General features: G+C 69.5%; 21 protein-coding genes. 16 read left to right on the plus strand and 5 right to left on the minus strand.

What is annotated here, in order from left to right; all coding sequences use genetic code 11:
• Window positions 1-303 precede the first annotated feature (303 nt).
• Window positions 304-2,655 (minus strand): LuxR C-terminal-related transcriptional regulator, encoded by a 2,352-nt coding sequence (locus tag ACIBTM_RS23290; protein WP_395879177.1) that lies wholly within the window; start codon window positions 2,653-2,655, stop codon window positions 304-306.
• The gene (locus ACIBTM_RS23295) at window positions 2,652-3,794 is read right to left on the minus strand and encodes a molecular chaperone DnaK (protein WP_395879178.1); all 1,143 of its coding nucleotides are present in this window, start codon (window positions 3,792-3,794) and stop codon (window positions 2,652-2,654) included. The genes ACIBTM_RS23290 and ACIBTM_RS23295 overlap by 4 nt, the downstream gene beginning before the upstream one ends.
• A gap of 294 nt (window positions 3,795-4,088) precedes the next feature.
• Between ACIBTM_RS23295 and ACIBTM_RS23300 the strand changes: the two genes are divergently transcribed.
• The 3 genes from ACIBTM_RS23300 (at window position 4,089) to ACIBTM_RS23310 (ending at window position 8,302) form a co-directional block, all read left to right on the plus strand.
• Complete coding sequence (locus ACIBTM_RS23300; RefSeq protein ID WP_395879179.1) at window positions 4,089-5,213, plus strand: IniB N-terminal domain-containing protein; 1,125 nt, start codon at window positions 4,089-4,091, stop codon at window positions 5,211-5,213.
• A gap of 120 nt (window positions 5,214-5,333) precedes the next feature.
• Window positions 5,334-7,100, plus strand: a complete 1,767-nt coding sequence (locus ACIBTM_RS23305) for a dynamin family protein (protein WP_395879180.1) — start codon at window positions 5,334-5,336, stop codon at window positions 7,098-7,100.
• Window positions 7,097-8,302: a GTPase gene (locus ACIBTM_RS23310; protein ID WP_395879181.1), complete on the plus strand. Its 1,206-nt coding sequence runs from the start codon at window positions 7,097-7,099 to the stop codon at window positions 8,300-8,302. The genes ACIBTM_RS23305 and ACIBTM_RS23310 overlap by 4 nt, the downstream gene beginning before the upstream one ends.
• A gap of 5 nt (window positions 8,303-8,307) precedes the next feature.
• Here the strand turns inward: ACIBTM_RS23310 and ACIBTM_RS23315 are convergent, their stop codons facing one another.
• Window positions 8,308-9,696, minus strand: coding sequence for a glycoside hydrolase family 28 protein (locus tag ACIBTM_RS23315; protein WP_395879182.1), 1,389 nt, complete (start codon window positions 9,694-9,696; stop codon window positions 8,308-8,310).
• A 155-nt stretch (window positions 9,697-9,851) separates the two neighbouring features.
• Here ACIBTM_RS23315 and ACIBTM_RS23320 point away from each other — a divergent pair, with 155 nt between their 5' ends.
• Both ACIBTM_RS23320 and ACIBTM_RS23325 read left to right on the plus strand, forming a co-directional pair.
• On the plus strand, window positions 9,852-11,417 hold the full coding sequence (locus tag ACIBTM_RS23320) for a long-chain-fatty-acid--CoA ligase (RefSeq protein WP_395879183.1): 1,566 nt from the start codon (window positions 9,852-9,854) through the stop codon (window positions 11,415-11,417).
• Entirely contained in the window at window positions 11,417-11,956 is a 540-nt protein-coding gene (locus ACIBTM_RS23325) for a TetR/AcrR family transcriptional regulator (protein WP_395879184.1), read from the plus strand. Before ACIBTM_RS23320 ends, ACIBTM_RS23325 begins: the two co-directional genes overlap by 1 nt.
• A gap of 233 nt (window positions 11,957-12,189) precedes the next feature.
• Here ACIBTM_RS23325 and ACIBTM_RS23330 read toward each other — a convergent pair whose 3' ends face one another.
• A complete protein-coding gene (locus ACIBTM_RS23330; RefSeq protein ID WP_395879185.1) occupies window positions 12,190-12,591 on the minus strand; it encodes a PPOX class F420-dependent oxidoreductase in 402 nt (133 codons plus the stop codon).
• Between the two features lie 141 nt (window positions 12,592-12,732).
• On the opposite strand from ACIBTM_RS23330, the gene ACIBTM_RS23335 reads away from it, so the two are divergent.
• The 5 genes from ACIBTM_RS23335 to ACIBTM_RS23355 all read left to right on the plus strand — a co-directional run bounded on the left by ACIBTM_RS23335 (window position 12,733) and on the right by ACIBTM_RS23355 (window position 18,449).
• Entirely contained in the window at window positions 12,733-13,950 is a 1,218-nt protein-coding gene (locus tag ACIBTM_RS23335; protein WP_395879186.1) for a glycosyl hydrolase family 8, read from the plus strand.
• A 160-nt stretch (window positions 13,951-14,110) separates the two neighbouring features.
• The gene (locus tag ACIBTM_RS23340) at window positions 14,111-15,079 is read left to right on the plus strand and encodes an ABC transporter substrate-binding protein (RefSeq protein WP_395879187.1); all 969 of its coding nucleotides are present in this window, start codon (window positions 14,111-14,113) and stop codon (window positions 15,077-15,079) included.
• Window positions 15,066-15,965 (plus strand): amino acid ABC transporter permease, encoded by a 900-nt coding sequence (locus ACIBTM_RS23345; protein WP_395879188.1) that lies wholly within the window; start codon window positions 15,066-15,068, stop codon window positions 15,963-15,965. Before ACIBTM_RS23340 ends, ACIBTM_RS23345 begins: the two co-directional genes overlap by 14 nt.
• Window positions 15,958-16,725, plus strand: a complete 768-nt coding sequence (locus tag ACIBTM_RS23350; protein WP_038518001.1) for an amino acid ABC transporter ATP-binding protein — start codon at window positions 15,958-15,960, stop codon at window positions 16,723-16,725. Before ACIBTM_RS23345 ends, ACIBTM_RS23350 begins: the two co-directional genes overlap by 8 nt.
• On the plus strand, window positions 16,722-18,449 hold the full coding sequence (locus tag ACIBTM_RS23355; protein WP_395879189.1) for an aminotransferase class V-fold PLP-dependent enzyme: 1,728 nt from the start codon (window positions 16,722-16,724) through the stop codon (window positions 18,447-18,449). The genes ACIBTM_RS23350 and ACIBTM_RS23355 overlap by 4 nt, the downstream gene beginning before the upstream one ends.
• Window positions 18,450-18,521: 72 nt before the next feature.
• Here the strand turns inward: ACIBTM_RS23355 and ACIBTM_RS23360 are convergent, their stop codons facing one another.
• Window positions 18,522-19,691: a macrolide family glycosyltransferase gene (locus tag ACIBTM_RS23360; protein ID WP_395879190.1), complete on the minus strand. Its 1,170-nt coding sequence runs from the start codon at window positions 19,689-19,691 to the stop codon at window positions 18,522-18,524.
• Between the two features lie 290 nt (window positions 19,692-19,981).
• Between ACIBTM_RS23360 and ACIBTM_RS23365 the strand changes: the two genes are divergently transcribed.
• From ACIBTM_RS23365 to ACIBTM_RS23390, 6 genes are all read left to right on the plus strand, one after another.
• On the plus strand, window positions 19,982-21,538 hold the full coding sequence (locus ACIBTM_RS23365; protein WP_395879191.1) for an alpha/beta hydrolase: 1,557 nt from the start codon (window positions 19,982-19,984) through the stop codon (window positions 21,536-21,538).
• Window positions 21,539-21,680: 142 nt separating this feature from the next.
• The gene (locus tag ACIBTM_RS23370) at window positions 21,681-22,583 is read left to right on the plus strand and encodes an ABC transporter ATP-binding protein (protein ID WP_395879192.1); all 903 of its coding nucleotides are present in this window, start codon (window positions 21,681-21,683) and stop codon (window positions 22,581-22,583) included.
• Window positions 22,580-23,311: an ABC transporter permease gene (locus tag ACIBTM_RS23375; RefSeq protein ID WP_395879193.1), complete on the plus strand. Its 732-nt coding sequence runs from the start codon at window positions 22,580-22,582 to the stop codon at window positions 23,309-23,311. Before ACIBTM_RS23370 ends, ACIBTM_RS23375 begins: the two co-directional genes overlap by 4 nt.
• A gap of 20 nt (window positions 23,312-23,331) precedes the next feature.
• Complete coding sequence (locus ACIBTM_RS23380) at window positions 23,332-23,961, plus strand: hypothetical protein (protein ID WP_395879194.1); 630 nt, start codon at window positions 23,332-23,334, stop codon at window positions 23,959-23,961.
• Window positions 23,958-24,281, plus strand: coding sequence for a transcriptional regulator (locus ACIBTM_RS23385; protein ID WP_034320046.1), 324 nt, complete (start codon window positions 23,958-23,960; stop codon window positions 24,279-24,281). The genes ACIBTM_RS23380 and ACIBTM_RS23385 overlap by 4 nt, the downstream gene beginning before the upstream one ends.
• Window positions 24,268-25,587 carry a DNA polymerase IV gene (locus ACIBTM_RS23390; protein ID WP_395879195.1) on the plus strand — a complete coding sequence of 440 codons (1,320 nt, stop codon included), beginning with the start codon at window positions 24,268-24,270 and terminating at the stop codon, window positions 25,585-25,587. Before ACIBTM_RS23385 ends, ACIBTM_RS23390 begins: the two co-directional genes overlap by 14 nt.
• Window positions 25,588-25,664 lie beyond the last annotated feature (77 nt).

A 25,664-nucleotide genomic window follows, 5' to 3' on the forward strand; every position in this document is an offset into this window, starting at 1 on the left:
CGCGGCGGGGTCCGGACCGTGGTGAGTCTGGAGCGGCCCAGCTGAGCCGGCTCAGCCGCCGGCTAGCCGGGCCGCCGGCGACCATGTCCTTACCTTCCTGCCTCGAGCGGACCGGCGCAGCACACAGAGCGAACCTGCCCGGGCACCGCTCAACGGCCAAGCCAGCCGGAAAACGAACAACCCGCACCAGACGCCAGGGCCAGGCAAAGTCGCATGACCACTGGTCGGCTCAGGCGTGTCGCGAAAGCCACTTTCGCGACGTGTGATGTCCCGAAAGTGGCTTTCGCGACACGATCCCAGACGTCAGCCCTCGCCTGCCGCGAGCAACTCCCGCAGCATCGCCAGCAGTTCCCGCCGGTCCCCGGCCCCGAGTTTCCCCCGGATCCGGGCCATGTGGTGTTCCACGGTCTTCCCCGAGATGAACAGCTCGCTCCCGGCCTGCTTGTACGTCAGCCCACCGACGACGAGGCGGGCGACTTCCAGTTCCCGTTCGCTCAAGGCGTTCAACCCGGTGGCCGCGACGGGTTCCGGTGCCCGGCCCTGGAACTGCCGGGCCGCTTCGAGCAGCTGGACCATCGCCTTCCGGTCGGAGGTCCGGATCGCCGCCTGCCCGGCCAGCCGGGAGGCGTCCCAGCAGAGCCCGAGTTCGTGCAGTTCCGACGCGGACGCGGTGATCGATTCCGGGTCGAAGCTTCCGGTCAGGACCGCGAGCCAGCCGGTCGCGGCGGCGGCGAGGGCCGCGGGATAGCGGCCGCAGGGCGCGAAATCGTTCAACGCGGCCAGATGTTCCCCCGCCGACGCGTGATCCTCGACGGTGATGGCGGCGTGCAGTTCGTGCCAGCGCAGGGTGGCTGTCCACAATGGAGGGTTGCCGAGCGCGTCGAGTACGGTGTGTGCCCGCTCCAGCTGCCCGGCCAGTTTGGCGCTCGCGCCGCCCCGCGCGGCCGCGATCGCGAGTTCTCCCAGCGGCAGCAGCGAATACAGATCCGGCTGCTGGCGCATGGAGGCCTGATACGCGCGGTCCCAAGACCGTTGCAGGCCGGGAAGATCACTCGCTCGCCGCGCCAGGCCCAAGTGCAGGGTGGCGGCGAAGAGTTCGTCACGCGCTTCGAGGCCGTCCGGCGGCATCAAGGCTTCGGCGGCCGTCTTGAGGTCGCCCGCGGTCATCGCGACCCAGCCGAGCAGTAGCCGGTGCCGCTTCGCGAGCAGGTCACCGCCGATCCGGCCGTTCGCCGCGCGGTTCAACACCGACTCGGCCAGCGCGAGTTCGCCGGAATGCAGGCCCACCAACGCCGCCAGGGCCGCCGGGCTGTCCGGGAGCGGCGCCGGCGCGCCTGCCGATTCCAGCATCGAAGCCGCGCCCAGCAAAGCGGACAAGGTTTCGGCGCCGCAACCGGACACCGAGCCGGTGATCGCCCGCGCCATCCGCGAGGCGGCACCGGCGAAGAGGGTCGGGACCTCGGGAGCTTCGAGCACACCCCGGGCGGCCTCGAGCTTTCCGGTGCCCAGCAACGCGATCGCGGCGAACGCCTTCGACGCGGCCCGCCCGGACCATTGGTACAGCTCCGCGCTGTGCGCCAGTTCGCCGCGATGCGCCAGCACGGTCGCGGCCACTTCGGCGCCCGCGGCCCTGGCGTCCGTATCCGATGTGCTGCCGAGCATGCCGTCGCCGAGCCGCAGTGCGGTGTCGAGGTCCCCGGCCAGCGCCGCGGCGTGCGCCCAGCCGACGGTGAGCGCCGCGCCGCGCCCACCGGCCTCGGACGCGGCCTCGTAGAACCGCGCCGCGAGTTTCGTGTCGTCGGGCATCGCCTCGCGCGCGGCGGCTTCGAAGGCCGCCGCCGCGCTCGCGCCCGAACTTCCCGTTCCCAGCAACGACCGGGCGAGATCCAGCACCGGAAGCCCGTCCCGTAACTGGAGTTCCACCAGCCGCTGCAACACCGTCAGCCGTCGCCCCGGCGAACCCCAGGCCCGGATGGCTTCGGCCGCGATCGGCAGCAGGACGTCGTCCTCGCCGAGGAGACCGGTCGCCCTGGCACTGTCGAAGACCTCGGGCAGACCTTCGCGATCGCGGTTCAGAAGCGCGGCCAGTAGATCGAGGTTCCGCCCCGCGCCAGCCTCCGCCGCGATCAGGTAGCGGTGCACGTCGTCGTCCAGCTGCTCCAGTTCGCCGCGGAAGTCCGCGAGCCGTCCGGTGACCGCGCGCACCACGAGTCCCGGCACACCACCGGTTCTGACGTGGACCTCCGCCGCGGTGGCCGCGTCGCCGCCGGAGCGCTCGACGAGCCGCCGGACGTCGTCGACGCCGAAAGCGCCCAAGGACACGGATCTGCCGAAGGAATCGGCGAGCGCGCGCAGGGCTTTCGTGCGCGCCGCGGTCCGGAAGGCCAGGACGACGGGCGTCGTCGTTTCCTCCGCCCGCGCCTTGATCTTCGCGATCTCGTCCTCGTCGAGCTGGTCGGCGTCGTCGACCAGCAGCGCCTCGACGCCGGCGTCGGCGTAGCGACGCCCCAGCAGGCCGAGCAGATGGGTCTTGCCGTGCCCGCCGGGGGCGACGACGGTGACCCGCACCGGGACTTCCGGGGCGGTGGTCACCTCGTCGAGCAGGCGCCGGGCACCCGGATGGATGATGCCGGGCTGGTCGAGCAGTGCGTTCAACAGCGACCTTCTGTGGATGAGGAGGCACCGGGGGTGGGCGGCGCGCACGAGCTCGAAGTGGTGGGAGGGGCTTCGGGACCCTTGTCCGCGGTGGCTTCTCGAGTGGTCAGGGTGAGCAGCAGGGTGGTCGCGGCCAGCACCACGACCGCGGCGCCGGCGACGAGGGGCTTCCGTCGGCTGAGCAGTTTCGCCGCCCCGGTGCGTTCTGGCAAGGGGAACGGGGTGATGTCGACCGGCGGCCGTTCGGGTCGCTCGGTGAGCTCTTCCGGCGTGTCCACCCTGGGAAGCAGGGTGGTTTCGATGGTCGCGACGGCGCGCGATCCCGCCCCGCCGGGTTGAGGAAGGTCACGTCGCGCGGCGATGTTGGCCGCGCCGGTCGCCACCGTCAGCACCGGGTCGCTCGACGCGAAGACGGGGCACGGTGTCCGGCCGGGGACCGGCGGCGCCTCGCCGCAGAGCACGATGCCGGCCAGCGCCTGAGGCGGGACCCCGGCGCCGTGCGCGAGTTCGAAGGCCTTGCCGACGGCCTCGGCGGGGTCGACGCCTTCCAGCGTCTTGACCGGCTGCCAGCCGTTGACGCCGGCGGCGGCGATCGTGACGACCGCGCCGTCCGGGCCGAATTCGCAGACACCGGCGGTGACGTCCCCGTGCGGCGCGAGGTAGGCGTGCAGCGCGGCGATGGGCGCCGCCACCAGTGCGGCACGGGGGAAGCCGGCCTCGGCCAGCGCCCGGCGCAGCAGGTCGCGGCGGAACGGACCCCAGCCGACGGGGTGCGTGAGGACGATGTGGTGCGGTTTCTCACCGAAGCGTTCGGCAGCTTGGTCCACCGCCGCGTCGACGAGGACCGCGCTGAGGGATTCGGCCGGGAACCGCTCACCGCCGACGATCACGGGGACGTCGTCGCCGACCCGTTCGTGGAACCCGGTGAGCAGGCGGGCGGGCGCGGACCGGCCCGCCTCGACCGCGGCGTCCCCGGTGAGCAGGTAGCCGTCGTCGTCGAGGAACACCGCCGACGCCGCCGCCGGGCCGCGCGCGCCGAGCCACGACGGCTCGGGCACGCTCCAGCCGTCGCCGGAGTTCACGCAGGTGGCGGCGGTGGTGCGGGTCGAGGCGATATCGATGCCGAGGACGTAGGGCAACGAGCATCCTCCTTCGCTGACCAGCCCCTAAGGACCAAATAGGGCCACTCACCTGAATGGCTTGACCCATCCGGGTGAGAGTTGGCATTAAACCCAACCGACTGCGTCTCGGTTAAGCCCCTAACGCCCTAACGATGGCATACCGATCCCCTATTGGCTGAGTGAGCGACGACCAGGAGTGATCCCCGATGTGCCCATAGGCACCGGCTCACTAACTTCGGTGACCTGCGCTCAGCCGTGCCCTCCGGCCGCCGGGCGCGCCCCACCGACCTAGACCCCCAGGAGAGTCCTTTCATGGGTTCCGTCCAGACCCTGCACGACTTCACGCTGAACCTGCTGAACGACACCGCGGCCCGCGCGGCGTTCGCCAACGACCCGCAGCAGGTGCTGGCCGACGCCGGCCTCGGCGACATCAACGCCGCCGACGTGCACGAGGTCGTCCCGCTGGTGCTCGACTTCGTCCCGGTCGGCACCGCCACCGACCTCACCGGGAACACCGCGGCCACCGCTGACAACCTGGCGGGCTTCGGCGGCATCACGAACGCCGTCAACGGCTCCGACGGCGAGTGCGCCGACGGCGTCCAGGGCGCGATCGACCAGCTCACCGCGCTGACCGCCGGTCTGCCGGTCGCGGTCCCCGGTGCCGGCGCCCTGCCGGGCCTGCCCGAGGCCGGTCTTCCGGCCGTGCCGGGTCTCCCGGCCGTGCCGGGTCTGCCGGAGCTCGGCGGCCTGCCCGAGCTCGGCGACCTGCCCGCCGTCCCGGCCGTCCCCGCCGTGGGCGACCTGCCGATCGACGTCCCGGGCCTCCCCGGTGTCCCGGCCGTCTCCGACGTGACCGACGTGTCGAACGCCGCCGCCGGCGTGACCGCCCTCGCGCAGAACACCGTCGGCAGCTTCGGGCTGACCGACGACCTTTCGCGTGGCCTCGACGCCGCTTCCGTCGGCCAGGCCGGCGACCTCGCCACCGGCGCCGTCGACACCGCGACCGACCTGGCCCACGGCATCCCGGCCGTGGACACCGCCGCTCTGCCCGCCGTCGACTCGGTCCCGGCCGTCGGCGACCTGGCCGGCGACCTGCCGCGCGCCGACGGTGGCTCGGGCGACGCCCCGAACTTCCTCGCCGAGGTCGGCGACCTGACCAGCACCATCGGTCACCTCGACGTCGCGGACGTCACCACCAAGGTGCACGACGTCGCGAACAACTACGGCAACGGTGACATCGCCAACAACGTCGGCCACCACGCCGGCGACGTGACCACCAACGTGGCCAACGAGGTCGGCAACGTCGCGGGCGTCACCGAGGTCCACGACACGGTGTCCGAGATCGGCAACAACATCGGCCACAACATCGGCAACATCGGTGACGTCAACATCGGCACCGGTGACATCGGTTCGGGCAACGACATCCACATCGGCTGACCTGAAGTTCTTTCATATTTGTGCCAGGGCCCCGCGACCGCACCAGGTCGCGGGGCCCGCACGGCATGTTGGCCCATGCCACATTGATTCCGCGCTTGGTTAAGGGAACACTGCATCCCCGTGACAGCCCCAGCCTGGCTCGACGTGCTCAACGAGACCTTGGACGCCTGTGCCGCCCACGGTCGCGCCGACCTGGCCGAACGACTCCGGCGCAGACGGGACCACCGGGCGCCGGGCACCCGGATCGCGGTGGTCGGTTTTCCCAAACAGGGCAAGGGTTACCTGCTCAACGCGCTGCTGAACGCACCGGTCTGCGCGGTCGGGGACGCGAGTACGCCCGCCGTGCCCACGGAGATCGGGTACGCCGCCGACCCCGCCGCCGTCCTGGTCGGGCACGCCAGGGAGAACGTGCCGGTCGGCGACCTCGCCAAGGAACTCGAGGTCCGGCCGCCCGGTTCGCTGCGCCGGGTCGAAGTCGGCCTGCCACGCGAACTCCTCGGCACGGGCCTGGTGCTGGTGGACACCCCGGCGATCGGGGATCCCCGGTCCCCGCGTACGGCGGCCGCCCTCGACGTCCTCGCCGACGCGCACGCGGTGATCCTCGTCTCCGACGCGACACAGGAACTCCAGCCCGCCGAACTCGCGCTGGCGAGGCATATCCGGACCTGGTGCCCGGCGCTGGTGCTGGCGCTGACCAAGATCGACGTGAGCCCGGACTGGCGGGACCTCGCCGCCCGCAACCGCGCCGCGCTGTCGGAGACCGGTGTCGTCGCCGACGTCTTCCCCGTGTCCGCGACGGTGCGTCAAGCCGCCGCGAAGGCCGGTGACGCCGGTCTCAACGGCCGGTCCGGCTTCCCGGAACTCCTGAACTGGGTGGGAGAACAGGCCGCGCGCCCGATCGAGCGCACCCGGGCGCTCGCCGCCGCGGTGAGTGTGCGCGCGGCGGCGGTCGAACTGGTCGAGACGCTGCAGACCCGGCTGAACGCCGTCTCCCAGGACAACGGCGTCGATCAGGTCACCCTGCTGCACCAGGCACAACGGCGCACCGAGGAGCTGCGGCGGCAGAACGTCCGCTGGCAGAACATGTTGTCCGACGAGATCACCGATCTGATCTCCGACGCCGAATACGATCTGCGCGAGCGGACCCGGGTGATCGTGCGGCATGTCGACCGCACCTTCGACGAAGGCGACCCGGTGCAGATCTGGCCGGATTTCCAGACCTGGCTGGAAGAAAACCTCGCCGAGGCCGTCGAGACGAACTACAACTGGGTGTCCGACCGGTCGGAGTGGATCGCGCAAGCGGTCGCGTCGACTTTCGGGCCGCATTACGGCCACGCCCCGGAACTGCCGCTGACCGGGTCCGGAGTGGACTCGATCCCCGAGGTCGGCACCCCCAAGATCGAGCGGTTCAAGGTCGGGCAGAAACTCTTCACCGGCTTGCGCGGTTCCTACGGCGGCGTGCTGATGTTCGGCCTGGTCACCAGCCTCGCCGGGCTGCCGTTGATCAACCCGGTGTCGCTCGGCGCCGGTGTCGCGTTCGCCACCAAGAGCGTGCGCGACGAAGGCGGGATGCGGTTGCAGCGCCGCCAGGCGCTGGCGAAGGCCGCGGCGCAGCGCCATGTCGACGACGTGTTCATCCGGTTCAGCAAGGAGATCAAGGACGAGGTCCGTCAGGTGCAGCGGCGCCTGCGCGACCATTTCGCCGCGCTGTCCGACCAGCTCTCGGAAGAGCTGACGCGGCAACGGGAATTGATCATCGCCGGCTCCGCCGAACGGGACCGGCGTACCCAGCGGGTCAAGAAGGAGATCGACCGGCTGGCCACCCTGCACCGGAAGGCGGGGGCACTCGGCACCGGCGCCACGCCGCGCCGGGAGCTGTCGGCGTGACCGCTCTTGATGTCCGGGAGCTGCTGAACGAGGCCGCGGCGCACTACCGGGACCGCCCGCACGCGGTGGCGATGCTGCGGGAATGCCTGGAGCGGCTGGACGAACCGCTGCGCGTCGGCTTCATCGGCACACCGGGAACCGGAAAGTCCACTTTGGTCTCCGCGCTGGCGGAATGGCCGACGCGGGCCTTGCGCGAGATCGATCTGTTCGACACTCCGGCCTTCGCCGAACATGTCGACGCGACGGTGCGCCTGGTGCGCCATCTCGAACCCGACGAACTCGCCGGCGCCCGGCCGGTGGGCGGTTCGGCGTTCGCGCGGCAGACGGCGGTGAACTCCGTACTCGTGCTCGGCAGGGCGGACGAGGTCGGCGCGGGCCGGATCGACGCCTTGCTCACCGCGAAACAGCTGGCCCGGCGGGCCTGGCGGGAGAACCCGGAGTGCGCGGGGTTCCAAGGAGTCATCGCGGTCGCCGGGCAACTGGGCTACGCGGGACGCGCGCTGCGGGACGACGAATTCGAGGTGCTGCGCGCGCTGGCGTCGATCTCCCGGCCGGAACTGGAACGGTATCTCCTGTCCGTCGATTCCTTTGTGGACGATCCGTTCCCGGTGCGGGTCTCGCCGGAATCGAGGAAACACCTGGTGTCGCGGTTCGGGCTCTACGGGGTCCGGCTGGCGATCACCCTGATCCGCACCGGCTGCGAGAGCAGGCTGAAACTCTCGGCCGAACTCGTGCACCGCAGCGGTCTCGGCGACCTGAGGGACACGCTCGCGGGGTGCTTCGTCGCGAGGGCCGAAGCGTTGAAGGCACGCACGGCGGTGCTGCGTGTGGAAGGCCTTCTCGCCGCGGAACCGCTCCCGCACGGTGACCGGCTCGCCGCCCGCGTGGAACGTTTCGCCGCGGCCGCGCACGACTTCCGGGAGTTGCGGCTCATCGCGGGTATCCGCGGTGGCCGTACGGCGTTGTCCGGGGAGAGCGCGGAGGAGGCCGTCCGGCTGCTCGGCGCGCAGGGGCTCGCACCCACCGAGCGGCTCGGTCTCGAACCCGACGCGGATCCGGCCGAGATCCACGCGGAAGCCGAAAGCGCGCTCGTCCGCTGGCGGCACGAGGCGGAACGAGCCGACGCCGCGCACGCCGAACGCGCCGCCGCCCGGGTGATCGTGCGCTCGGTCGAGGGACTGCTCAGCCTGTTCGTCGCCTGACCGCCTCAGATCGGTTTCCCGTTCACCGTGACCTTGCTGATGACGACGTTCTTGGCGTTGCTTATCTGCGGTTTCGGGGTGTCGATATTCGTGAACGCCGAGTCCGCGAGCCGGAAGCCGGTGAGCGGGCTCTCTTCCGAACCCGCGATCTTCAGCGCGAACGGCGAGTCGTCGAGCCGGATGTCGCGAGCGTCGATGTTCCGGATCACCGGATGCACGATATCCCCGAACCCCGGCCCGGTCAGGCTGTAGTTCATGTCGACGAAGATCGCGCCGCGGTCGACCGGTCCGCCGCTCAGGTCCCGCACGTTGATGTTCTCGATCACGCCGCCGCGGCGTTTGTTCGTCTTGAGATACAGGCCGTAGAACGCCTTGTAGGACGAGCCGGCGTGGATCCGGTTGCGTTGCGCGAAAACGTCGCGCACCCCGCCGGACATCTCGGAGCCGACGGTGATCGCGCCCCAGCGGCCGTAGTAGTCGTTGTCCTCGATGACGATGCTCTCGCTCGGCACGCCGACCCGGCGCCCGTCGGTGTCGCGACCGGACTTGATCACCGTGCCGTCGTCACCGGTGTCGAAGGAACAGTGGTGGATGTGCACGTCCGCGCTGCTTTCGGGGTCGACGCCGTCGACCATCGCGCCGCGGCTGTGGATCTTGACGTTGCGTACCGTGACGTTCTTGGACAACACCGGATGCACCGTCCACATCGCCGGATTCCGCAGTGACAGCCCTTCGACCAGGATGTCGCGGCAGGCATAGAACTGGATCATGTTCGGTTTGAGGTAATGCCCGGCACCGAACTTCCGCTTCGTCACCGGAACGCCGTCGACGGCCATCTGCTGTAGCCGATCCCAGTCCGGCCCGCGCTTGCCGTCGTAGTCGAACCACGGCCCGGCCTGAGCGTTCCCGTCGATCGTGCCGGCCCCGGTCAGTGCCAGATTCGTCTGGCCGCGGGCATAGATGAAGGGGGAGAAGTTGACACATTCGATGCCCTGCCAACGGGTGTAGACCGCCGGAAACGCGGAAGCGCTGCTGGAGAACTTGATCGTCGCCCCGGCGGCGACATGGAGGTCCACATTGGACCGGAGATGAATCGCGCCGGTGCGGTACTCGCCGCCGGCGACCAGTACGCGTCCGCCGCCGGCCGTGGTGCAGGCCGCGATGGCGGCGGCGAACGCCTTCGTGTTGTCCTTCTTGCCGTCGCCGACGGCGCCGAACGAACGGAGGTCGAAGACCCGGTCGGGAAACTTCGGCGGGACGATCCGGGCGAGGATCTCCGGGACCTGGTCCCACGGATCCGCGAAGGCCGCCGCCGGACCGAAGGCCGCGCCGGAGGCGAGGAGCCCGCCGGTCAGCCCCGCCGTCTTCAGGAAGTCCCGCCGTGAACCAGCCATGGTCTCTCCTTCGCCGCGTCATACATCATGTACAGGATGTGATGTAGCGCTCACCCGGTCAATCAAATGTCCCGCTCAGTGGCTTGACGTCATACCGGTGAAGAGTCACCATAGAGCACTCTATGGCGGCTCTGACCTGGTGAAAGGGGTCCGGCATGCCCGACGACGCGCGTCCGGATGTGCGGCTTCTCGGTGAACTCTTCGCGCATTGGGCGAAGACGATCCCAGAGCGGGAGGCTCTTTCGTTCCAGGATCGGCGGCTCACCTGGGCCGAATTCGACGACCGGGCGAGGCGCGTCACCGGGGCGCTCGCGGCCGCCGGAATCGGCAGAGGCGACAGGGTCGCTTTCGTCGACAAGAACACGCCCGCCTGCCTGGAGGTGACCTTCGGCGCGTCGTCGCTCGGGGCGGCGAACGCGGTCGTCAACTGGCGTCTCGCTCCGGAAGAACTGGCGTACGTCCTCGGTGACAGTGGCGCGCGGGTCGTGTTCGCCGGTCCGGAACTGTTGCCCGCCGTCGAGGCGCTGCGCGATCGGCTGCCGTCGGTCGAGCGCGTGATCGTCGTCGGTGGAGAAGACGACCAGTACGAGGACTTCCTGGCCGAGGCGACGCCTGCCGGGATGTCAGCCGAGGTCGACGAACACGACGGCGCGCTGATCATCTACACCAGCGGTACCACCGGTTTCCCCAAGGGCGCCGTCCTGACCCACCGGAACCTGCTGGCGCACAGCCGGAACGCCGGCGCCCGGTTCCCGATGGCCGACGGCGACCGCAACCTGGTCGCGATGCCGCTGTTCCACGTCGGCGGGAGTTGTTACGCGATCATCGGTTTCCACTACGGGCAGCCGACGACGATGACGCGCGAGCCCGACGGCGCATCGTTGCTGGGCGCGCTGGCCGAAGGTGTCACGCACGCGTTCCTGGTGCCCGCGGTGGTCGCCGGGATCATGCAGGCGGGGGAGCAGGCCGTCGCCGCGTTCGCGCGGTTGAAGTATCTGGGCTACGGCGCTTCGCCGATGCCGCTCCCGTTGCTGCGCAACGCGCTCGCGGCCTGGCCGGACACCCGGTTCGTGCAGGTCTACGGCATGACCGAGCTGTCCGGGGTGGTGACGGCGCTCGGTCCGGACGCGCATCGCGACCCCGCCCGGCCGGAACGGCTGGCGTCGGCGGGCACGGTGCTGCCCGGGGTGGGGATGCGGGTCGTCGATCCGGCGACCCTCGAAGACACCGAACTGGGGACCCCTGGCGAGCTGTGGTTCCGTACCGATCAGGCGATGGCGGGCTATCTGGGCAAACCCGAGGCGACCGCCGAGACGATCGTCGACGGCTGGGTCCGCAGCGGCGATGTCGGCAGGGTCGACGACGGCGGTTTCGTCTTCATCGAAGACCGCGTGAAGGACATGATCATCACCGGCGGCGAGAACGTCTACTCGCCCGAGGTGGAGCGGGTCGTCGCCGAACACCCCGCGGTCGGCGAGGTCGCCGTGATCGGGATCCCCGACGATCACTGGGGAGAGCAGATCAAGGCCGTGGTCGCCCCGGCCCCGGGAGAGCGGGTCGACGCCGAAGAGCTCGTCGAGTACTGCCGGGAACGCTTGGCGCACTACAAATGCCCCCGCACGGTCGAGATCGTGGAGGCGTTGCCGCGCAACGCGACCGGCAAGATCCTCAAACGCACCCTGCGGCGCCCGTACTGGGAGGGGCGGGAGCGCACCGTCTGATGTCGCCTTCTGTCAGCCGCGAGAAGTACTTCGACGCGGCGCTGGAAATCCTCGCCGAGTCCGGGTTCGCCGGGCTCAACATCGGCGCGCTCGGCAGACGCCTCGGCGTCACCAGCGGATCGTTCTACCACCATTTCGGCGGCTGGCCCGGTTTCGTCGCTGCCCTGCTCGACTTCTGGGCGCAGCGGCAGGTGCGGATCCTGCGGGAACTGGACTTCGGTTCCGGCGGCCCCGAGGCGGATTTCGCCGCGCTGATGAGCCTGACGCGCGGGCTCCGCCATCGCGCGGAGGCGGCGATCCGTGCCTGGGCGGCGAACGACGAAACCGTTCGTGTGGCGCAGAAACGCGTCGACGACGCCCGGGTCAAGACGGTCGGGCGGGTGGTGGCCGAGCTGATCCCCGACCGGCGTCGCGCGGAGGTCGTGACCTCGCTCGGACTGGCGATGCTGGTGGGCTACCAGCAGGTGGCCTCGGCGGGCGATTTCACCGACCTCGGCGAGATCCTGGACGAATACACGCGGCTGGTGCTCGCCGGCTAGTGGGGGCCGAAGGTCAAGTCAAGGCCGGGTGGGGTCTGAGCAGGGCGAATGTGACGTTTCGGCGGTCGTCGAGGGGAAGCTCGTACGGCCTGGTTCGCTGCCGAGTGGGGAGGATTAGGGACACTGAACGTCCCCAATCCTCCCCACTCGCCGACATCGGCTCCACCACGACAGCGGGACGAGGTCAAGCCCAGCAGGTAGGCGAATACCGGTCCACCAGAACGCTCGTCAGGTCAGGCGTTGCCGAGCACCCGGGCAACGGTGATCTCGATGACCACGCGTTCCGGGTTCGGCTTGGGCTGCCGGTAGCGCGCGGCGTAGCGATTCTCGGCGTCGCGCACGGACTCCGGGTCTTCGCGCAGCACGGCGCGTCCCTCCAAAGTGGACCACCGGGGCCCGTCGAGCTGGCAGGCGGCGACCGGAATGCCGTTTTCGCCCGCTTCCTTGACCAGGCGGGCCTTCTTGGACGAGCGGAACGTGATCACCCGGGCGATCCCGGCCTCGAAGTCCACCGTGACCCCGACCGCGACGACGTGCGGGGTTCCGTCCGGGCGGACGGTGGTCAGGGTGGCGAGATGCCGCTCGGTCCAGAATTCCCGGAAGGCTTCGCCGCGTTCGCTCAGGTCGATCTTCATGGTGCCAACGCTAGGGCACTGTTCACAGAGGCGTCATTTGAGGTAATAGTAAGGAAACTTTCTTAACTCTCTTGTTTTTGCCCGATCCGGATGTCACTCTCGGAACGCGCCGCCGCCACCAACGACGTTTCCGGAGGAACCATGAGAAAGACCGTTCGGACAGTGCTGGCCGCGGCCGCGCTGACCGCCGGGCTGGTCGCCACGACCGCCCCCGCCACCGCGGCGACCACTCAGGGAACCCCTTACCTGCCAGGCGTTCTGCGTCCTTCGGTGGCCCAGTCCGTGCAGGACGCGGCGCTGGCCAAGTACTACGACTACTGGAAGAAGAACTTCCTGACCACCAAGTGCGGCACGGGCACTTACGCGGTCAAGGCGCCGGACGCCGACCATGCCTTCGTGGCCGAAGGTCAGGGCTACGGCATGACCATCGCGGCCATGATGGGCGCCAAGGATCCGCAGGCGCGCACGGTCTTCGACGGCATCCTCAAGTTCGTGAAGGCGCACCCGTCCGTGATCGACAAGGACCTGCACGCCGCCGAACAGGACTCGAACTGCAAGAGCGTCAACGGCAGCGACTCGGCGACCGATGGCGATCTCGAGATCGCCTACGGCCTGCTCATCGCCGACAAGGTCTGGGGCAGCGGGGGTTCGGTCGACTACAAGGCCGAGGCGCTGCGGATCATCAAGGCGATCAAGCGCAGCGAGGTCAACCCCGACACCAAGTTCATGCGGCTGGCGGACTGGGCCGACAGCGGCAAGTACGTCAACGGCTCGCGCTCCTCGGACTGGATGCCGGGGCACCTTCGCGCGTTCGAGAAGGCCACCGGGGACTCGTTCTGGGGGCAGGTGCGGGCCCGGCAGGAGAAGGCTGTCACGCAGCTGCAGGAGAAGTACGCGCCGAAGACCGGCCTGATCCCGGACTTCGTCGTCAACACCAACGCCACGCCGAAGCCCGCTCCGGACGGCTTCCTCGAGAAGCAGGACCCGCACTACGCCTACAACGCCTGCCGTGACCCGTGGCGGCTCGGCGTCGACGGGATCACCGTCTCGGGCAGTCCCGCGCAGGGGCAGGTGCGGAAGATGAACACCTGGATCCAGCAGAACACCGGCGGCAACCCGGCCAAGATCACCACCGGCTACACGCTGTCCGGGGCCAAGCTTCCGGGCGAGACGGGGCAGCACCCGTGCTTCACCGCGTCGTTCGCCATCGCGGCGATGAACGACCCGGGCAGCCAGGCCTGGCTGGACAAGCTGTGGACCTCGATCACCACCTGGTCGCCGAATGCCAAGGACTACTACGGCACCGGCATCACCGTGCAGGTCCTGCTCATCCTCTCGGGGAACTACGTCGCGGTCTGATCCCGCTCGCTGAAGTGTCAGGAAAGGGTCGTTCAGGACATCTTTTGTCCTGAACGACCCTTTCATGACATCTGACCGGACAAGATTTCAACACGTAGTTGACCTCTTCAACAGCCAGTTGTAGCGTCGGCGACCACCCGAGGCACCGTGGAGGTCCGTCATGCCGTCGACGCCGCTCACCCTGAACCGAACCTGGCGCTTGGCCGTGCTCACCGGCCTGGCCGCGCTCGTCACCGCGGCCTGCGGAGGCGGGCCCGACGGCGCCGGCGGCCAGGAACCCGCGTCGGGAGGCGCACCCGCCGCGATCCCGGACACGACCGCGCTGATCGAAGCCGTCCAGAAGGACGCCGCCGTCGCCGGCACCCTGCCCGCGAAGTACGCGCAGGCCGGGATGCTGCACCTGGCTTCGAACCTGCAGTCCGCGCCCAACAACTTCTACGCCGCCGACGGCAAGACCCCGATCGGCTACGAGGTCGATCTCGCCAAGGCCATCGGCAAGAAACTCGGCGTCACCGTGCACCACCAGGACATGGCGTTCGGTTCGCTGATCACGAGCCTCCAGTCCGGCCGTGTCGACCTCACGATGGCCGCGATGAACGACACGAAGACCCGGCAGGCGCAGATCGATTTCGTCGACTACTTCTCGTCCGGTATCACGATCATGGTCCGCAAGGGCAACCCCGACCAGATCTCCGGCGCGGACACGTTGTGCGGCAAGAACGTCGCGGTGGTGCAAGGGACGAGCCACCAGAAGTTCGCCGAAGAGCAGAACGGCAAATGCGCGCAGGCGGGCAAGCCCGCGCTGACCGTGACCGCGACCGATTCCGACACCCAGAACCAGAACCAGCTCCGCACCGGCCGGGTCGCCGCCATCCTCAACGACCTGCCCAGCGCGGTGTACATCTCCCGGACCGCGGGCGAGGGCAAGTTCTTCGAGGTCGTCCCCGGTGAGCCGATCAACGGCGGACCGTACGGGATCGGCGTCAACAAGGAGAACAAGCCGCTCGCCGAGTCGATCCAAAAGGCGCTGCAGTCCCTGATCGCCGACGGCGGCTACGGCAAGATCCTCCAGGCCTGGGGCGTCGAGCAGGGCGCGCTCAAGGAGGCGAAGCTCAATGGCGGAAGCTGAGCCGCTGCCGATCGTCCGGCGCAAACACTGGGGCCGCTGGGTCAGTGCCGCGATCATCCTGGTGCTGCTGGTCCTGCTCGGGATCGCGCTGGGCAACGCGCAGATCCAGTGGGATTCGGTCCCCGAGTTCCTCTGGTACCGCGTGATGGCGGTCGGCCTGCTCAACACCGTGCTGCTCGCGGTGATCGCGCAGGGGGCGGCGATCGTCATCGGGATCGTGATCGCGCTGATGCGCCGTTCGGCGAATCCGGTGGCGCGCTGGTTCGCGGCGGGCTACATCTGGCTGTTCCGCGGCCTTCCGGTGCTGTTGCAGATCTTGATCTGGTACAACCTGGCGCTGGTCTTCGAGTTCATCTCGATCCCGTTGCCCTTCGGCGGCTATCTGCTGCACGAGCAGACCAACGTGCTGATCACCGCGTTCACCGCCGCGCTGCTCGGCTTGGCGCTCAACGAGAGCGCGTACATGGCGGAGATCGTCCGCGCCGGGCTGAACAGTGTCGACAGTGGACAGACCGAGGCGGCCAAGTCGATCGGGATGTCGCCGGGCGCGACACTGCGCCGCGTGGTGCTGCCGCAGGCGATGCGGGTGATCATCCCGCCGACCGGCAACGACTTCATCAACATGCTCAAGGGGACGTCGATGGCGTCGGTGATCGGCGTGACCGAACTGATCCACGCCGCCAACAACATCTCGTCCAACAACCTGCTGGTGATGGAGACCCTGCTGGCCGCCGCGGTCTGGTACATGGTCGTGGTGACCGTCGCCGGGGTGGGGCAGCACTACCTGGAGCGCGCCTTCGACTCCGAAGACCGGTCGCGGAGCGCGTTCTCCCGCGCCGCCAAGGCCCTGCGCACCGCGCCGCTGGTGAGGAGTGAACGTGTCTGAGCCGCTGCTCAAAGCCGTCGGCGTCCGCAAGAGCTACGGTCATACGGAGGTGCTGGGCGGAATCGACCTCGAAGTCCACAAAGGACAGGTCGTCTGCCTGCTCGGCCCATCCGGTGCGGGAAAGAGCACCTTCCTGCGCTGTGTCAACCATCTGGAGACGATCGACGCCGGGCAGGTCTGGGTCGACGGCGAGCCGATCGGGTTCCGGCTGCGCGACGGCAAGCTGTACGAGCTGAAGGAACGCGAGGTCGCCCGGCAGCGGCGCGACATCGGCATGGTGTTCCAGCGGTTCAATCTGTTCGGCCACCGGACGGCGCTGCAGAACGTCGTCGAGGGGCCGGTGCGGGTGCTCGGCGTCCCCATGGAGGAAGCCCGGGAGCAGGCGCTCGACCTGCTCGACAGGGTCGGTCTCGCGCACCGCGCCGACGCGTACCCGGCGCAGCTTTCGGGCGGGCAGCAGCAGCGGGTCGCGATCGCCCGGTCGCTCGCGATGAAACCGAAGCTGATGCTGTTCGACGAGCCGACGTCGGCGCTCGACCCGGAACTCGTGGGCGAGGTGCTGGCGGTGATGGGTACGTTGGCCGCGGAGGGGATGACGATGGTCGTGGTGACGCACGAGATGGGGTTCGCGGCCGAGGCCGCGGACGAGGTGGTGTTCATGGCCGACGGCACGGTCGTCGAGACCGGCCCGCCGGGGGAGCTCCTGAGCTCCCCGAAGCACGAGCGGACCAAGCAGTTCCTGGCCAGGGTCCTCGCATGACGCGGATCTCGCCGCGGTACCTGCTGCAGTTCGGCGAACCCGCCGGGTACCTCGACTTCGCCCGGTTCGGCCCGCCGTCGCACGCCGTGCTCGACACGACGGCGAGCCTGCTCGACGCCGCCACCAAGGCCAGTCCGTCCACTGTGGACGACCTGATGCGGCAGGAGACCAGGGCGAAGGCCGCCGCCGCGCGGCTGTCCGGCAGCGACACCGACCACACGGTGCTGTTGCCGCACACCAGTCTCGGCCTGTTCCAGGCCGCGTTCAACGCGCCGGGCGGTGAAGCGCTGGTGTCGGCGGCGGAGTTCCCGGCCAACACCTACCCGTGGGCGCGCGCGGAACAGGCGGGACGGCTGACCGTGCGGCGGCTGCCGCTGGGCAACGTCACGGCGGACGCGGTCAAGGCGGCGCTGACCCCGGACACGTCGCTGGTGAGCGTGAGCGCGGTCGACTTCCGCACCGGGTACCGCGCCGACCTGGCGGCCATCCGCGAGGTGGTGGGGGACAGGCTCCTCGTGGTCGACGGGATCCAGGGCTTCGGCGTGACCGAGGCGCCGTGGGAGGTCGCGGACGTGCTCGTCGTCGGCGGGCAGAAGTGGCTGCGGGCGGGCTGGGGCACCGGTTTCGCCGTGCTGTCCGACCGCGCGCTGGAGCGGATGGAGCCGATCCTTTCCGGCTGGACCGGAGCCCGCGACCCCGGCCTGTTCGACGACGAGATCCATCCGGCCGACGACACCGCGGCCGCGTGGTCGATCTCGAACCTGAGCCCGATCACCTCGGGCGCGTTCGCGGCCGCGCTGGAACTGGTCGAGGAAGCGGGCGTCGGCGCCATCGCCGGCCGGATCGCCGAACGGGTCGGCGAACTCGAAGAGGTCGTGAAATCCGTCGGTGGTGAAGTGGTTTCGGCCGTCGAGCGACGGGCCGGGATCCTCGCCTTCACGCTGCCGGGGCACGCGGCCGAACAGGTGGGTGCCGCGCTGGCGAACGCCGGGATCGCGGCGACCGTGCGGCCGGAACACGTCCGGCTGTCGCCGCACGCGTCCACTCCGGCGAGCGCGGCGGACCAGGTGCGTTCGGCGTTGGAGCGGCTGAAGAAACCGGCTCGGGTCTTCGAGACACCCGTCGTCGCGACGGCGGCCTCCGTGGATCTGCTCACCGCGCTCGTCCCGGCGGTGCACGCGCTCGCGGCGATGCTGGGGCCGGGCAACGAAGTCCTGCTGCACGATCTGAGCAGGCTGCCGGACTCGATCGTCGCCATCGCGGGCGACCTCACCGGCCGGACGGTCGGCGGGCCGATGACGGATCTGCTGCTGGGGCTCGTTCGCCGAGGCACCACGCAGGATCTGACGAACTACGAGACCCACGGCCCCGACGGGCGCGCGATCCGCTCGTCGACGTTGTTCCTGCGGGACGCCGACGGGGTCGCGATCGGCTGCCTGTGCGTCAACCGGCTGTCCGACGGCGCGCCGAAGGCCAACGGGCACGAACCCGAGACGTTCCCGCCCGACGTCGACAGCCTGCAGCGGTTCCTGGTCGGGCGCGCGGTGGCCAAGGCCGGGATCCCGGTGGACCTGATGAAGAAACGGCACAAGGCGGCCGTGGTCCGGGAACTGGACGAGGCGGGGTTCTTCCTCATCAAGGACTCGGTGGACCACCTCGCCGGGGAACTCGACGTCACGCGGTACACGATCTACAACTACCTGAACGAGATCCGGGGCACCTGACGCGCGTGCCATGAACGGTCCGTTCCTTGCAAAATTTGCAAGGAACGGACCGTTCATAGCATCCCAAAGGGACTACGCGAGGAAGGACTCCACGGCGTCCGCGGCGCGATCGATCCCGCCGTTCCCCCGGGTCTCGGCCCGCACCTCGGCGAGCCGCGCGGCCACCGAGGGCGAACCGGCCACCCGCTCGACAGCGGCGCGCAGCGTCGAGGCCGTCACCTCGTCGGCCGGGAGCTGTTCACCGACGCCGAGCTCGGCCAGTTTCGCCGCGTTGCCGAAGCCGTCGGTGGCCAGCGGGATCGCGACGGCAGGCACGCCGTACCACAGCGATTCCGTGCTGCCGCCCATACCGGCGTGCGTGATGAACGCCGACGCGGCCTCCAGCACCGCGAGCTGCGGCACGAACCGATGGACCTCGATATGCTCCGGCAGTGGCCCGAGCGCGGCCGGATCGGTCTGGCCGATCGAGATGACCACGTGCCAGTCCGAGTCGCGGAACCCGTCCACACAGGCGCGGAACAGGTCGAGCTGGTCGGTGAACGCCGTGCCGAGCGACATCAGGAGGACTTTCCGTCCGTTCGACGGCGGGGTCCAGCTCCGGTCGGCGAGGCGTTCCGGGTCCAGTGCCGGGCCGACGAACCGGACCGTCGACGGCACGCGTTCGACGTTCGGCTGCATCGCCCTCGGCAGCAGTGCGAGCACCTGGGGCGGATGGGAGATCCAGTCCCAGGCGTCGGCCTCGATGCCGTTCTCGTTCAGCCAGCGGGTGAAAGTGGCGAAATAGTCCTTTCCGGACGGTGAGGTCCGGATCGCGGTGATGATCTCGCCCATGTCCTCCTCGTAGCCTTCCCAAGCGACGTAGGTCGGGGAAAGCTGGACCGCCGGAACACCGTAACGCCTGGCCAGCAGCGGCGCCGGCAGCCCGCCGATGTCGTACAGCAGCAGGTCCGGGCGGTTGTCGTCGTAGAAATCGGTGAGCACCGGCATCGCCTGGATGCCCTCGTCGAGGAAGACCCGCATCTGCGACGCCGGGTCCTCCGGCCACGCCGATTGATCGCCGAGCGGGAGGATCGAAGGGTGCGCGACGACCTCGGCCCCGGTCGGTTCGATCAACCCGGTGAGCGGCTCGCCCACGGCGTAGCTGACCCGATGCCCGCGAGCGACCAGCTCACGGATGATCGCCAACGAGGGATAGATGTGACTCGGCGCGGTGGAGCCGATCATGGCGATGTGCTTCTGCATGATGTCCTGTCTGAATCCGTGGAGGAACGTCAGACGGCGTGCAGAAAAGGGGCCTCCCGATCGCGGGCGGCCCTGCGGTCACGCCGTCTCAGGCGGTGCGCAGGCGGATGAAGTAGATCATGATCGACAGCCTAGCGAGCCCCGCGCGGCCTCCCAACCGATTAACCGGTTGCCCGGTTTGCCGCGATCGGGACCCGCCGTTGGTAGGGACCTTCGCCGGAAGGCTTCCGCAGGTCATGGACGTGGATAGGGTTTCGGGGCTTTCACCTTTGGAGGGAAAGGGAGAAACCTTGAGACGTGTTCTCATCACCGCGCTGACCGCGGCCACGCTCGCGTCGGTCGCGGTGACCGCGCCCGCAGTCGCGGCGGAGGCGGCGCAGCCCGTCGAGACGATCACCTGGGGAGCGTGCACCGACCCGACGTTGATCAAGGCCGGCGCCGAATGCGGTTACCTGTCCGTTCCGCTGGACTATTCGAGGCCGAGCGGCGAGAAGATCCAGCTCGCGCTCAGCCGCGTCAAGCACAAGACACCCGAGGCGCAGTACCAGGGTGTCATGCTCACCAACCCCGGCGGTCCGGGCGGTTCCGGGCTGCTGCTCGCCACCCGCGGCACGCGTGTGCCGAACCACGCCGGCGACGCCTACGACTGGGTCGGCTTCGACCCGCGCGGCGTCGGCTCCAGCAAGCCCGCGCTTTCGTGCATCCCGGACTACATGGACTACAACCGGCCGAACTACGTGCCGACGACGCGGCAGCTGGAGAAGACCTGGCTGCAGCGCTCGAAGTCCTACGCCGACGCGTGCGCGGAGAAGAACAGCCGCGCGCTGCTGGAGAACATCAAGACGACCGACACGGTCAAGGACATGGAGAGTATCCGCAAGGCGCTCCGCGTGGAGAAGCTGAACTTCTACGGGTACTCCTACGGCACCTATCTCGGCCAGGTCTACGGGACGCTGTTCCCGCAGCACGTCCGGCGGATGGTCCTCGACTCCACTGTGGACCCCCGCAACGTCTGGTACCAGGCGAACCTCAACCAGGACGTGGCCTTCGACGTCAACCTGAACATCTGGTTCGGCTGGGTCGCTCAGCACGACGACGTCTACCACCTCGGCAAGACACAGGCCGCGGTGAAGCAGGTCTTCGACGAGCAGCTGAAGAAGGTGGCCGCCGTCCCGGCGGGCGGTTTCATCGGGCCGGACGAACTCCTCGACGTCTTCCAGCAGGCGTCGTACTACCAGCTGCGCTGGACGCTGCTCGGCGACGCGCTCGCGAAGTTCGTCAACCAGGGCGATTGGCAGACGATGAAGGGCCTGTTCGAGGCCTTCGGCGGACGTGGCGACGACAACGGATACGCCGTCTACCTCGCCGTCCAGTGCACGGACGTGAAGTGGCCGCCGAGCTGGCAGCAGTGGAAGCGCGACAACTGGCGGACGTATGGGAAGGCGCCGTACTTCACGTGGCAGAACGCCTGGTTCAACGCGCCCTGCCTGTACTGGCCCGCGAAACCCGCCAAGCCGGTCAAGGTCGACGGCTCGAAGGTGCCGAGTGTGCTGATGATCGGTGAGACGCTCGACGCGGCGACGCCGTACGAGGGCAGCCTCGAGGTGCGTAGCCGGTTCCCCGGCGCTCGCCTGATCGGTGAGCCGGGTGGCACGAGCCACGCCATCACCCCGCGCGGAAACGCTTGCGTCGACAACCGGATCGCCGACTACCTGGCGACCGGGGCACTGCCCGACCGCAAGCCGGGGCGCACGGCCGACGTCGAATGCGCGCCGCTGCCGCTCCCGGTGCCGCCTCCGGCACCCGCTTCGGTTCCTCAGGCCGCCACCTCCCGGGTGCCCGCCTAAAGGATGCGCGTGAAGGCCCCCTTCCCTCGGCTCAGCCGAGGGAAGGGGGCCTTCACGCGCTATGGGGTTTTCAGAGCAGGGGACTTTGTGTTACAAAGTGCGAGTGAGCTTTGTAGTTCAGAGTGCTCGAAGGGGGAAAGTCATGGGGGACGCGTTCAGCCTCGAAGGGCTGGTCAAACGCTTCGGTGACGTCCTGGCCGTAGAAGACGTCAGTATGCGGGTCGCGCCGGGGGAGGTGGTGGCGCTGCTCGGGCCGAACGGTGCGGGCAAGTCGACCACCATCGACATGCTGCTGGGGCTGAGCAGGCCGGACGCCGGCCAGGTCCGGGTCGCCGGGCTCGGCGCGGCCGAGGCGATGGACCGGGGGATGGTCGGCGCGATGGCGCAGAACGGGACGTTGCTGCGGGACGCCACGGTCGCCGAACTCGTCGGCCTGTTCGCTTCGCTGCACCGGAATCCGCTGCCGGTCCGCGACGTGCTCAAACGGGCGGGTGTCACCGAGTACGCGAACCGCCGCTGCGGGAAGCTCTCCGGCGGCGAGCAGCAGCGGGTCCGGTTCGCGCTCGCGCTGGTCGGCGATCCGGATCTGCTGGTGCTCGACGAACCCACCGCGGCCATGGACGTCGACGGTCGGCGCCGGTTCTGGGCGTCGATGCGCGAGTACACCGAGACGGGCCGCACCGTCCTCTTCGCGACGCATTACCTCGCCGAGGCCGAGGATTACGCGGACCGCGTCGTGCTCATGCGGCACGGCCGGGTCGTCGCGGACGGTCCCGTCGGCGAGGTGCGGGCCGCGGTCGCCGGGCGGGTGCTGCGTGCCGTCGTCCCGGATGCCACCCAAGCCGCGCTCGCCGCGTTGCCCGGGGTCTCGCGAGCCGTGCTGCGCGCCGGGCACGCGGAACTGAACTGCGCCGACTCCGACGCCGCCATCCGCGGCCTGCTGCGGGAGTTCCCGCTCGCCGCGAACATCGAAATCACCGCTGTGGGACTGGAAGAAGCCTTCATCGCGCTGACCGCCGATGCGGCCGAAGGAGCCTTGAAATGAACCTGAACTACCTCGCGCTGGAGATCAAGCGCATCGTCCGCAGCCCGCAGTTCGCGTTGTTCACCATCGGTATGCCGTTGGCTATGTTCCTGCTGTTCGGCGGGATCTTCGGCGCCCGCGAGATCGCTCCTGGCATCTCGACCGCGACGGTGACCATGGTGAACATGGCCGCGTACGGCGCCATGACCGCCGCGCTGTTCACCGGCACCCGCGTCGCCACCGAGCGCACCGACGGCTGGCAGCGCACCCTGCGGCTGACGCCGATGCGGGCGCCCGGCTACCTGATGGTCAAGGTGTCGGCCGGACTGTTCGTCGCCTTGCCCGTCCTGCTGGTGATCTTCGCGGCCGGGATGATCCGCGGCATCCGGCTCGAAACCGGCCAGTGGCTCACGATCTTCGGCACGCTGTGGCTCGGGACGCTGCCCTTCGCCGTGCTGGGCCTGATGATCGGCCTGTTCGGCAAGGGCGACACCGTCCAGGCCGTGACCGGCGCGCTGATGCTGCCGCTGGGCATGTTCGGCGGGTTGTGGATCCCGCTGCAGGTCCTGCCCGGCTGGATGAACACCGCCGGGCACCTCATGCCGACGTACTGGCTCGGCGAGATCGGCCGCGCGCCGGTGCTCGGCGGCTCGGGCATGCCGACCGCCGTCGGAGTGCTCGCGGCGTGGCTGGTGGTACCCGCGCTCGTGGTGATGGCGAGGTTCCGGCTCGACACGGCGAGACTGTGAACCCGTGTTAGTTTTCCCAAGTGGTGGAGGATGAACGGGACGGCGACGAGCGGCCGATGACGCCCGAGGAGTCGCTCGCGCTCATCGCCACGCAGTCGGAGCGGACCCGGCGCGAGATCGGGCCGAATCCGGCCGTGCTGCTCGCCGTCTGGGGTCTGGTGTGGCTGTTCGGTTTCGGGCTGATCTACGTCTCCGCCCCGCCGACCGCCCTGATGCCGATGTGGGTCGCCGCCGTGATCACCGTCGCCGGCTTCGCCGGGGCCGTGGCGTACTCGGCGATCTACGGCATCCGCGCGGGCCGCGGCGTCCGCGGCCCGTCCCGGCTCGTCGGGGCGATGTACGGGTGGAGCTGGATGATCGCGTTCGGCGGGCTGACCGTGGTGAACACCGCGCTGATCCGGCTCGGCCTCGACGCCGACCTGGTCCCGTTGCTGTGGTCCGGGACCTCGCTCGTCCTGACCGGCCTAATGTACCTCGCCGGCGGAATGCTGTGGCAGAGCAAGCTGCAGTACGGCCTCGGCGGGTGGATCATCGCGTGCGGCGCGGCGAGCGTGCTGGCCGGGGGACCGTACAACTTCCTCGTACTGAGCCTCGCGGGCGGCGGTGGCTTCCTGGTGGCGTCGCTGGTCTTCCTGGTGCGGGCGCGATGAGCGAAGACGGGTTGCCCCAGCTCGACCCGGTGATCCACGCGCAGGCGCGGCTGCGGGTCACGGTGGCCCTGTCGAGCCTGGGGCCGGGGGACAGCATCACCTTCCCGCGGTTGCAGCAACTGCTGGACATGACACCGGGCAACCTGTCGACACATCTGCGCAAACTCGAGGACGCCGGCTACGTCGAGATCACCAAGGCCTTCGAACATCGCACGCCGGTGACGCTGGTCGAGCTGACCACCCGTGGCCGGGCCGCGTTCGAGGAGTACACGAAGGCCCTGCACCGTCTTCTCGAAGTGCCGGGCGATGGGCGGGCATGACCGGTGGGTCATCCACCTCGACATGGACGCGTTCTACGCCTCCTGTGAACAGCTGACCAGGCCGACCCTGGGCAAGCGTCCGGTACTGGTCGGCGGCGCGGGCCCGCGCGGTGTGGTCGCCGGGGCGAGTTACCAGGCGCGCGAACACGGGATCAAATCGGCGATGCCGATGTCGCAGGCCCGGCGGTTGCTGCCGCCCAACGGCGTCATCCTGCCGCCGCGGTTCAAACTGTACGAACTGCTGAGTACCCGCGTGTTCGACCTCGTCGCCACGTACGCGCCCGTGCTGGAACGGATCTCTCTCGACGAGGCCTTCGCGGAGCCGCCGTCCCTGGCCGGTGCGTCGTCGGACGACGTGCGGGAGTTCGGTGCGCGCCTGCGGGAGCACATCCGGTCCGATATCGGCCTGGTGGCGTCGATCGGGGCGGCGTCGGGGAAACAGGTCGCGAAGGTCGCGTCGGATCTGGCGAAACCGGACGGGCTGCTCGTCGTCGACCAGGGCACCGAACGCGACTTCCTCGCCCCGCTGCCGACCAGGGTGCTGTGGGGGATCGGCCCGGTGGCGGAGGGGAAACTGCGGGCGATCGGCGTCCGGACCCTGGGGCAGCTGACCGCGCTCTCCGACGCCGACGCGGTGTCCACTTTGGGCAGTGTGGTCGGGCGGGACCTGCGGCGGCTCGCGACCGGCGTCGACGACCGGCCGGTGTCCGACCGCGCGGAGCTCAAGCAGGTCAGTGCGGAGACGACCTTCGACCGGGACCTGATCGACCTGCCGAGCCTGCGGCGCGAGGTCCGCGACCTCGCCGTGCACGCGCACCGGCGGCTCGTCAACGCCGGCCGGGTCGCGCGGACGGTGGTGGTGAAACTGCGGCACACCGACTTCAGCACGGTGACACGTTCGGAGACGATGGCCTCGCCCACCGACGAATTCGACCAGCTCGCCGCGATGGCGGAACGGCTGCTGATCGACCCGGCCGAATTCGGCGGCGTGCGGCTGGCCGGCGTCGCGTTGTCCGGGCTCTCGGTGCCGCATCAGGATCCGCTGTTCACGCTCTCGGTCCCGGCACCGGACGTGCCGGTGGTCGAGCGGGCGCCCGCGCCGGTGGCCGCCGCGGTCTCGTCGAGCTGGCGGCCCGGGGACGACGTCGTGCACGACGAGTTCGGCACCGGCTGGGTGCAGGGCGCCGGGCATGGCCGGGTGACCGTCCGGTTCGAGACGCGATCCAGCGGGCCGGGGGTGGCGCGGACGTTCCCGCAGGAGGATCCGGCGCTGCGCCGGGGAGAACCCGGCGACTGCCTGGCCTGAGGGGCCGTGCTCAGACGCCGAACTCGTGTGCTTGAAGGCGGAACTCGCGTGCTTGGAAGCCGATCTCGCGTGTGCGG

Origin of the sequence: Amycolatopsis sp. NPDC049868, from assembly GCF_044461365.1 — a bacterium.
GTDB lineage: Bacteria > Actinomycetota > Actinomycetes > Mycobacteriales > Pseudonocardiaceae > Amycolatopsis.

What these genes read in the sequence shown, in the direction of transcription:
- ACIBTM_RS23300 (WP_395879179.1), top strand. Translation starts at nt 4,089, where the DNA reads ATGGGTTCCGTCCAGACCCTGCACGACTTCACGCTGAACCTGCTGAAC.
- ACIBTM_RS23315 (WP_395879182.1), bottom strand. Translation starts at nt 9,696, where the DNA reads ATGGCTGGTTCACGGCGGGACTTCCTGAAGACGGCGGGGCTGACCGGC.
- ACIBTM_RS23320 (WP_395879183.1), top strand. Translation starts at nt 9,852, where the DNA reads ATGCCCGACGACGCGCGTCCGGATGTGCGGCTTCTCGGTGAACTCTTC.
- ACIBTM_RS23325 (WP_395879184.1), top strand. Translation starts at nt 11,417, where the DNA reads ATGTCGCCTTCTGTCAGCCGCGAGAAGTACTTCGACGCGGCGCTGGAA.
- ACIBTM_RS23330 (WP_395879185.1), bottom strand. Translation starts at nt 12,591, where the DNA reads ATGAAGATCGACCTGAGCGAACGCGGCGAAGCCTTCCGGGAATTCTGG.
- ACIBTM_RS23335 (WP_395879186.1), top strand. Translation starts at nt 12,733, where the DNA reads ATGAGAAAGACCGTTCGGACAGTGCTGGCCGCGGCCGCGCTGACCGCC.
- ACIBTM_RS23340 (WP_395879187.1), top strand. Translation starts at nt 14,111, where the DNA reads ATGCCGTCGACGCCGCTCACCCTGAACCGAACCTGGCGCTTGGCCGTG.
- ACIBTM_RS23345 (WP_395879188.1), top strand. Translation starts at nt 15,066, where the DNA reads ATGGCGGAAGCTGAGCCGCTGCCGATCGTCCGGCGCAAACACTGGGGC.
- ACIBTM_RS23355 (WP_395879189.1), top strand. Translation starts at nt 16,722, where the DNA reads ATGACGCGGATCTCGCCGCGGTACCTGCTGCAGTTCGGCGAACCCGCC.
- ACIBTM_RS23360 (WP_395879190.1), bottom strand. Translation starts at nt 19,691, where the DNA reads ATGCAGAAGCACATCGCCATGATCGGCTCCACCGCGCCGAGTCACATC.
- ACIBTM_RS23370 (WP_395879192.1), top strand. Translation starts at nt 21,681, where the DNA reads ATGGGGGACGCGTTCAGCCTCGAAGGGCTGGTCAAACGCTTCGGTGAC.
- ACIBTM_RS23375 (WP_395879193.1), top strand. Translation starts at nt 22,580, where the DNA reads ATGAACCTGAACTACCTCGCGCTGGAGATCAAGCGCATCGTCCGCAGC.
- ACIBTM_RS23385 (WP_034320046.1), top strand. Translation starts at nt 23,958, where the DNA reads ATGAGCGAAGACGGGTTGCCCCAGCTCGACCCGGTGATCCACGCGCAG.
- ACIBTM_RS23390 (WP_395879195.1), top strand. Translation starts at nt 24,268, where the DNA reads ATGGGCGGGCATGACCGGTGGGTCATCCACCTCGACATGGACGCGTTC.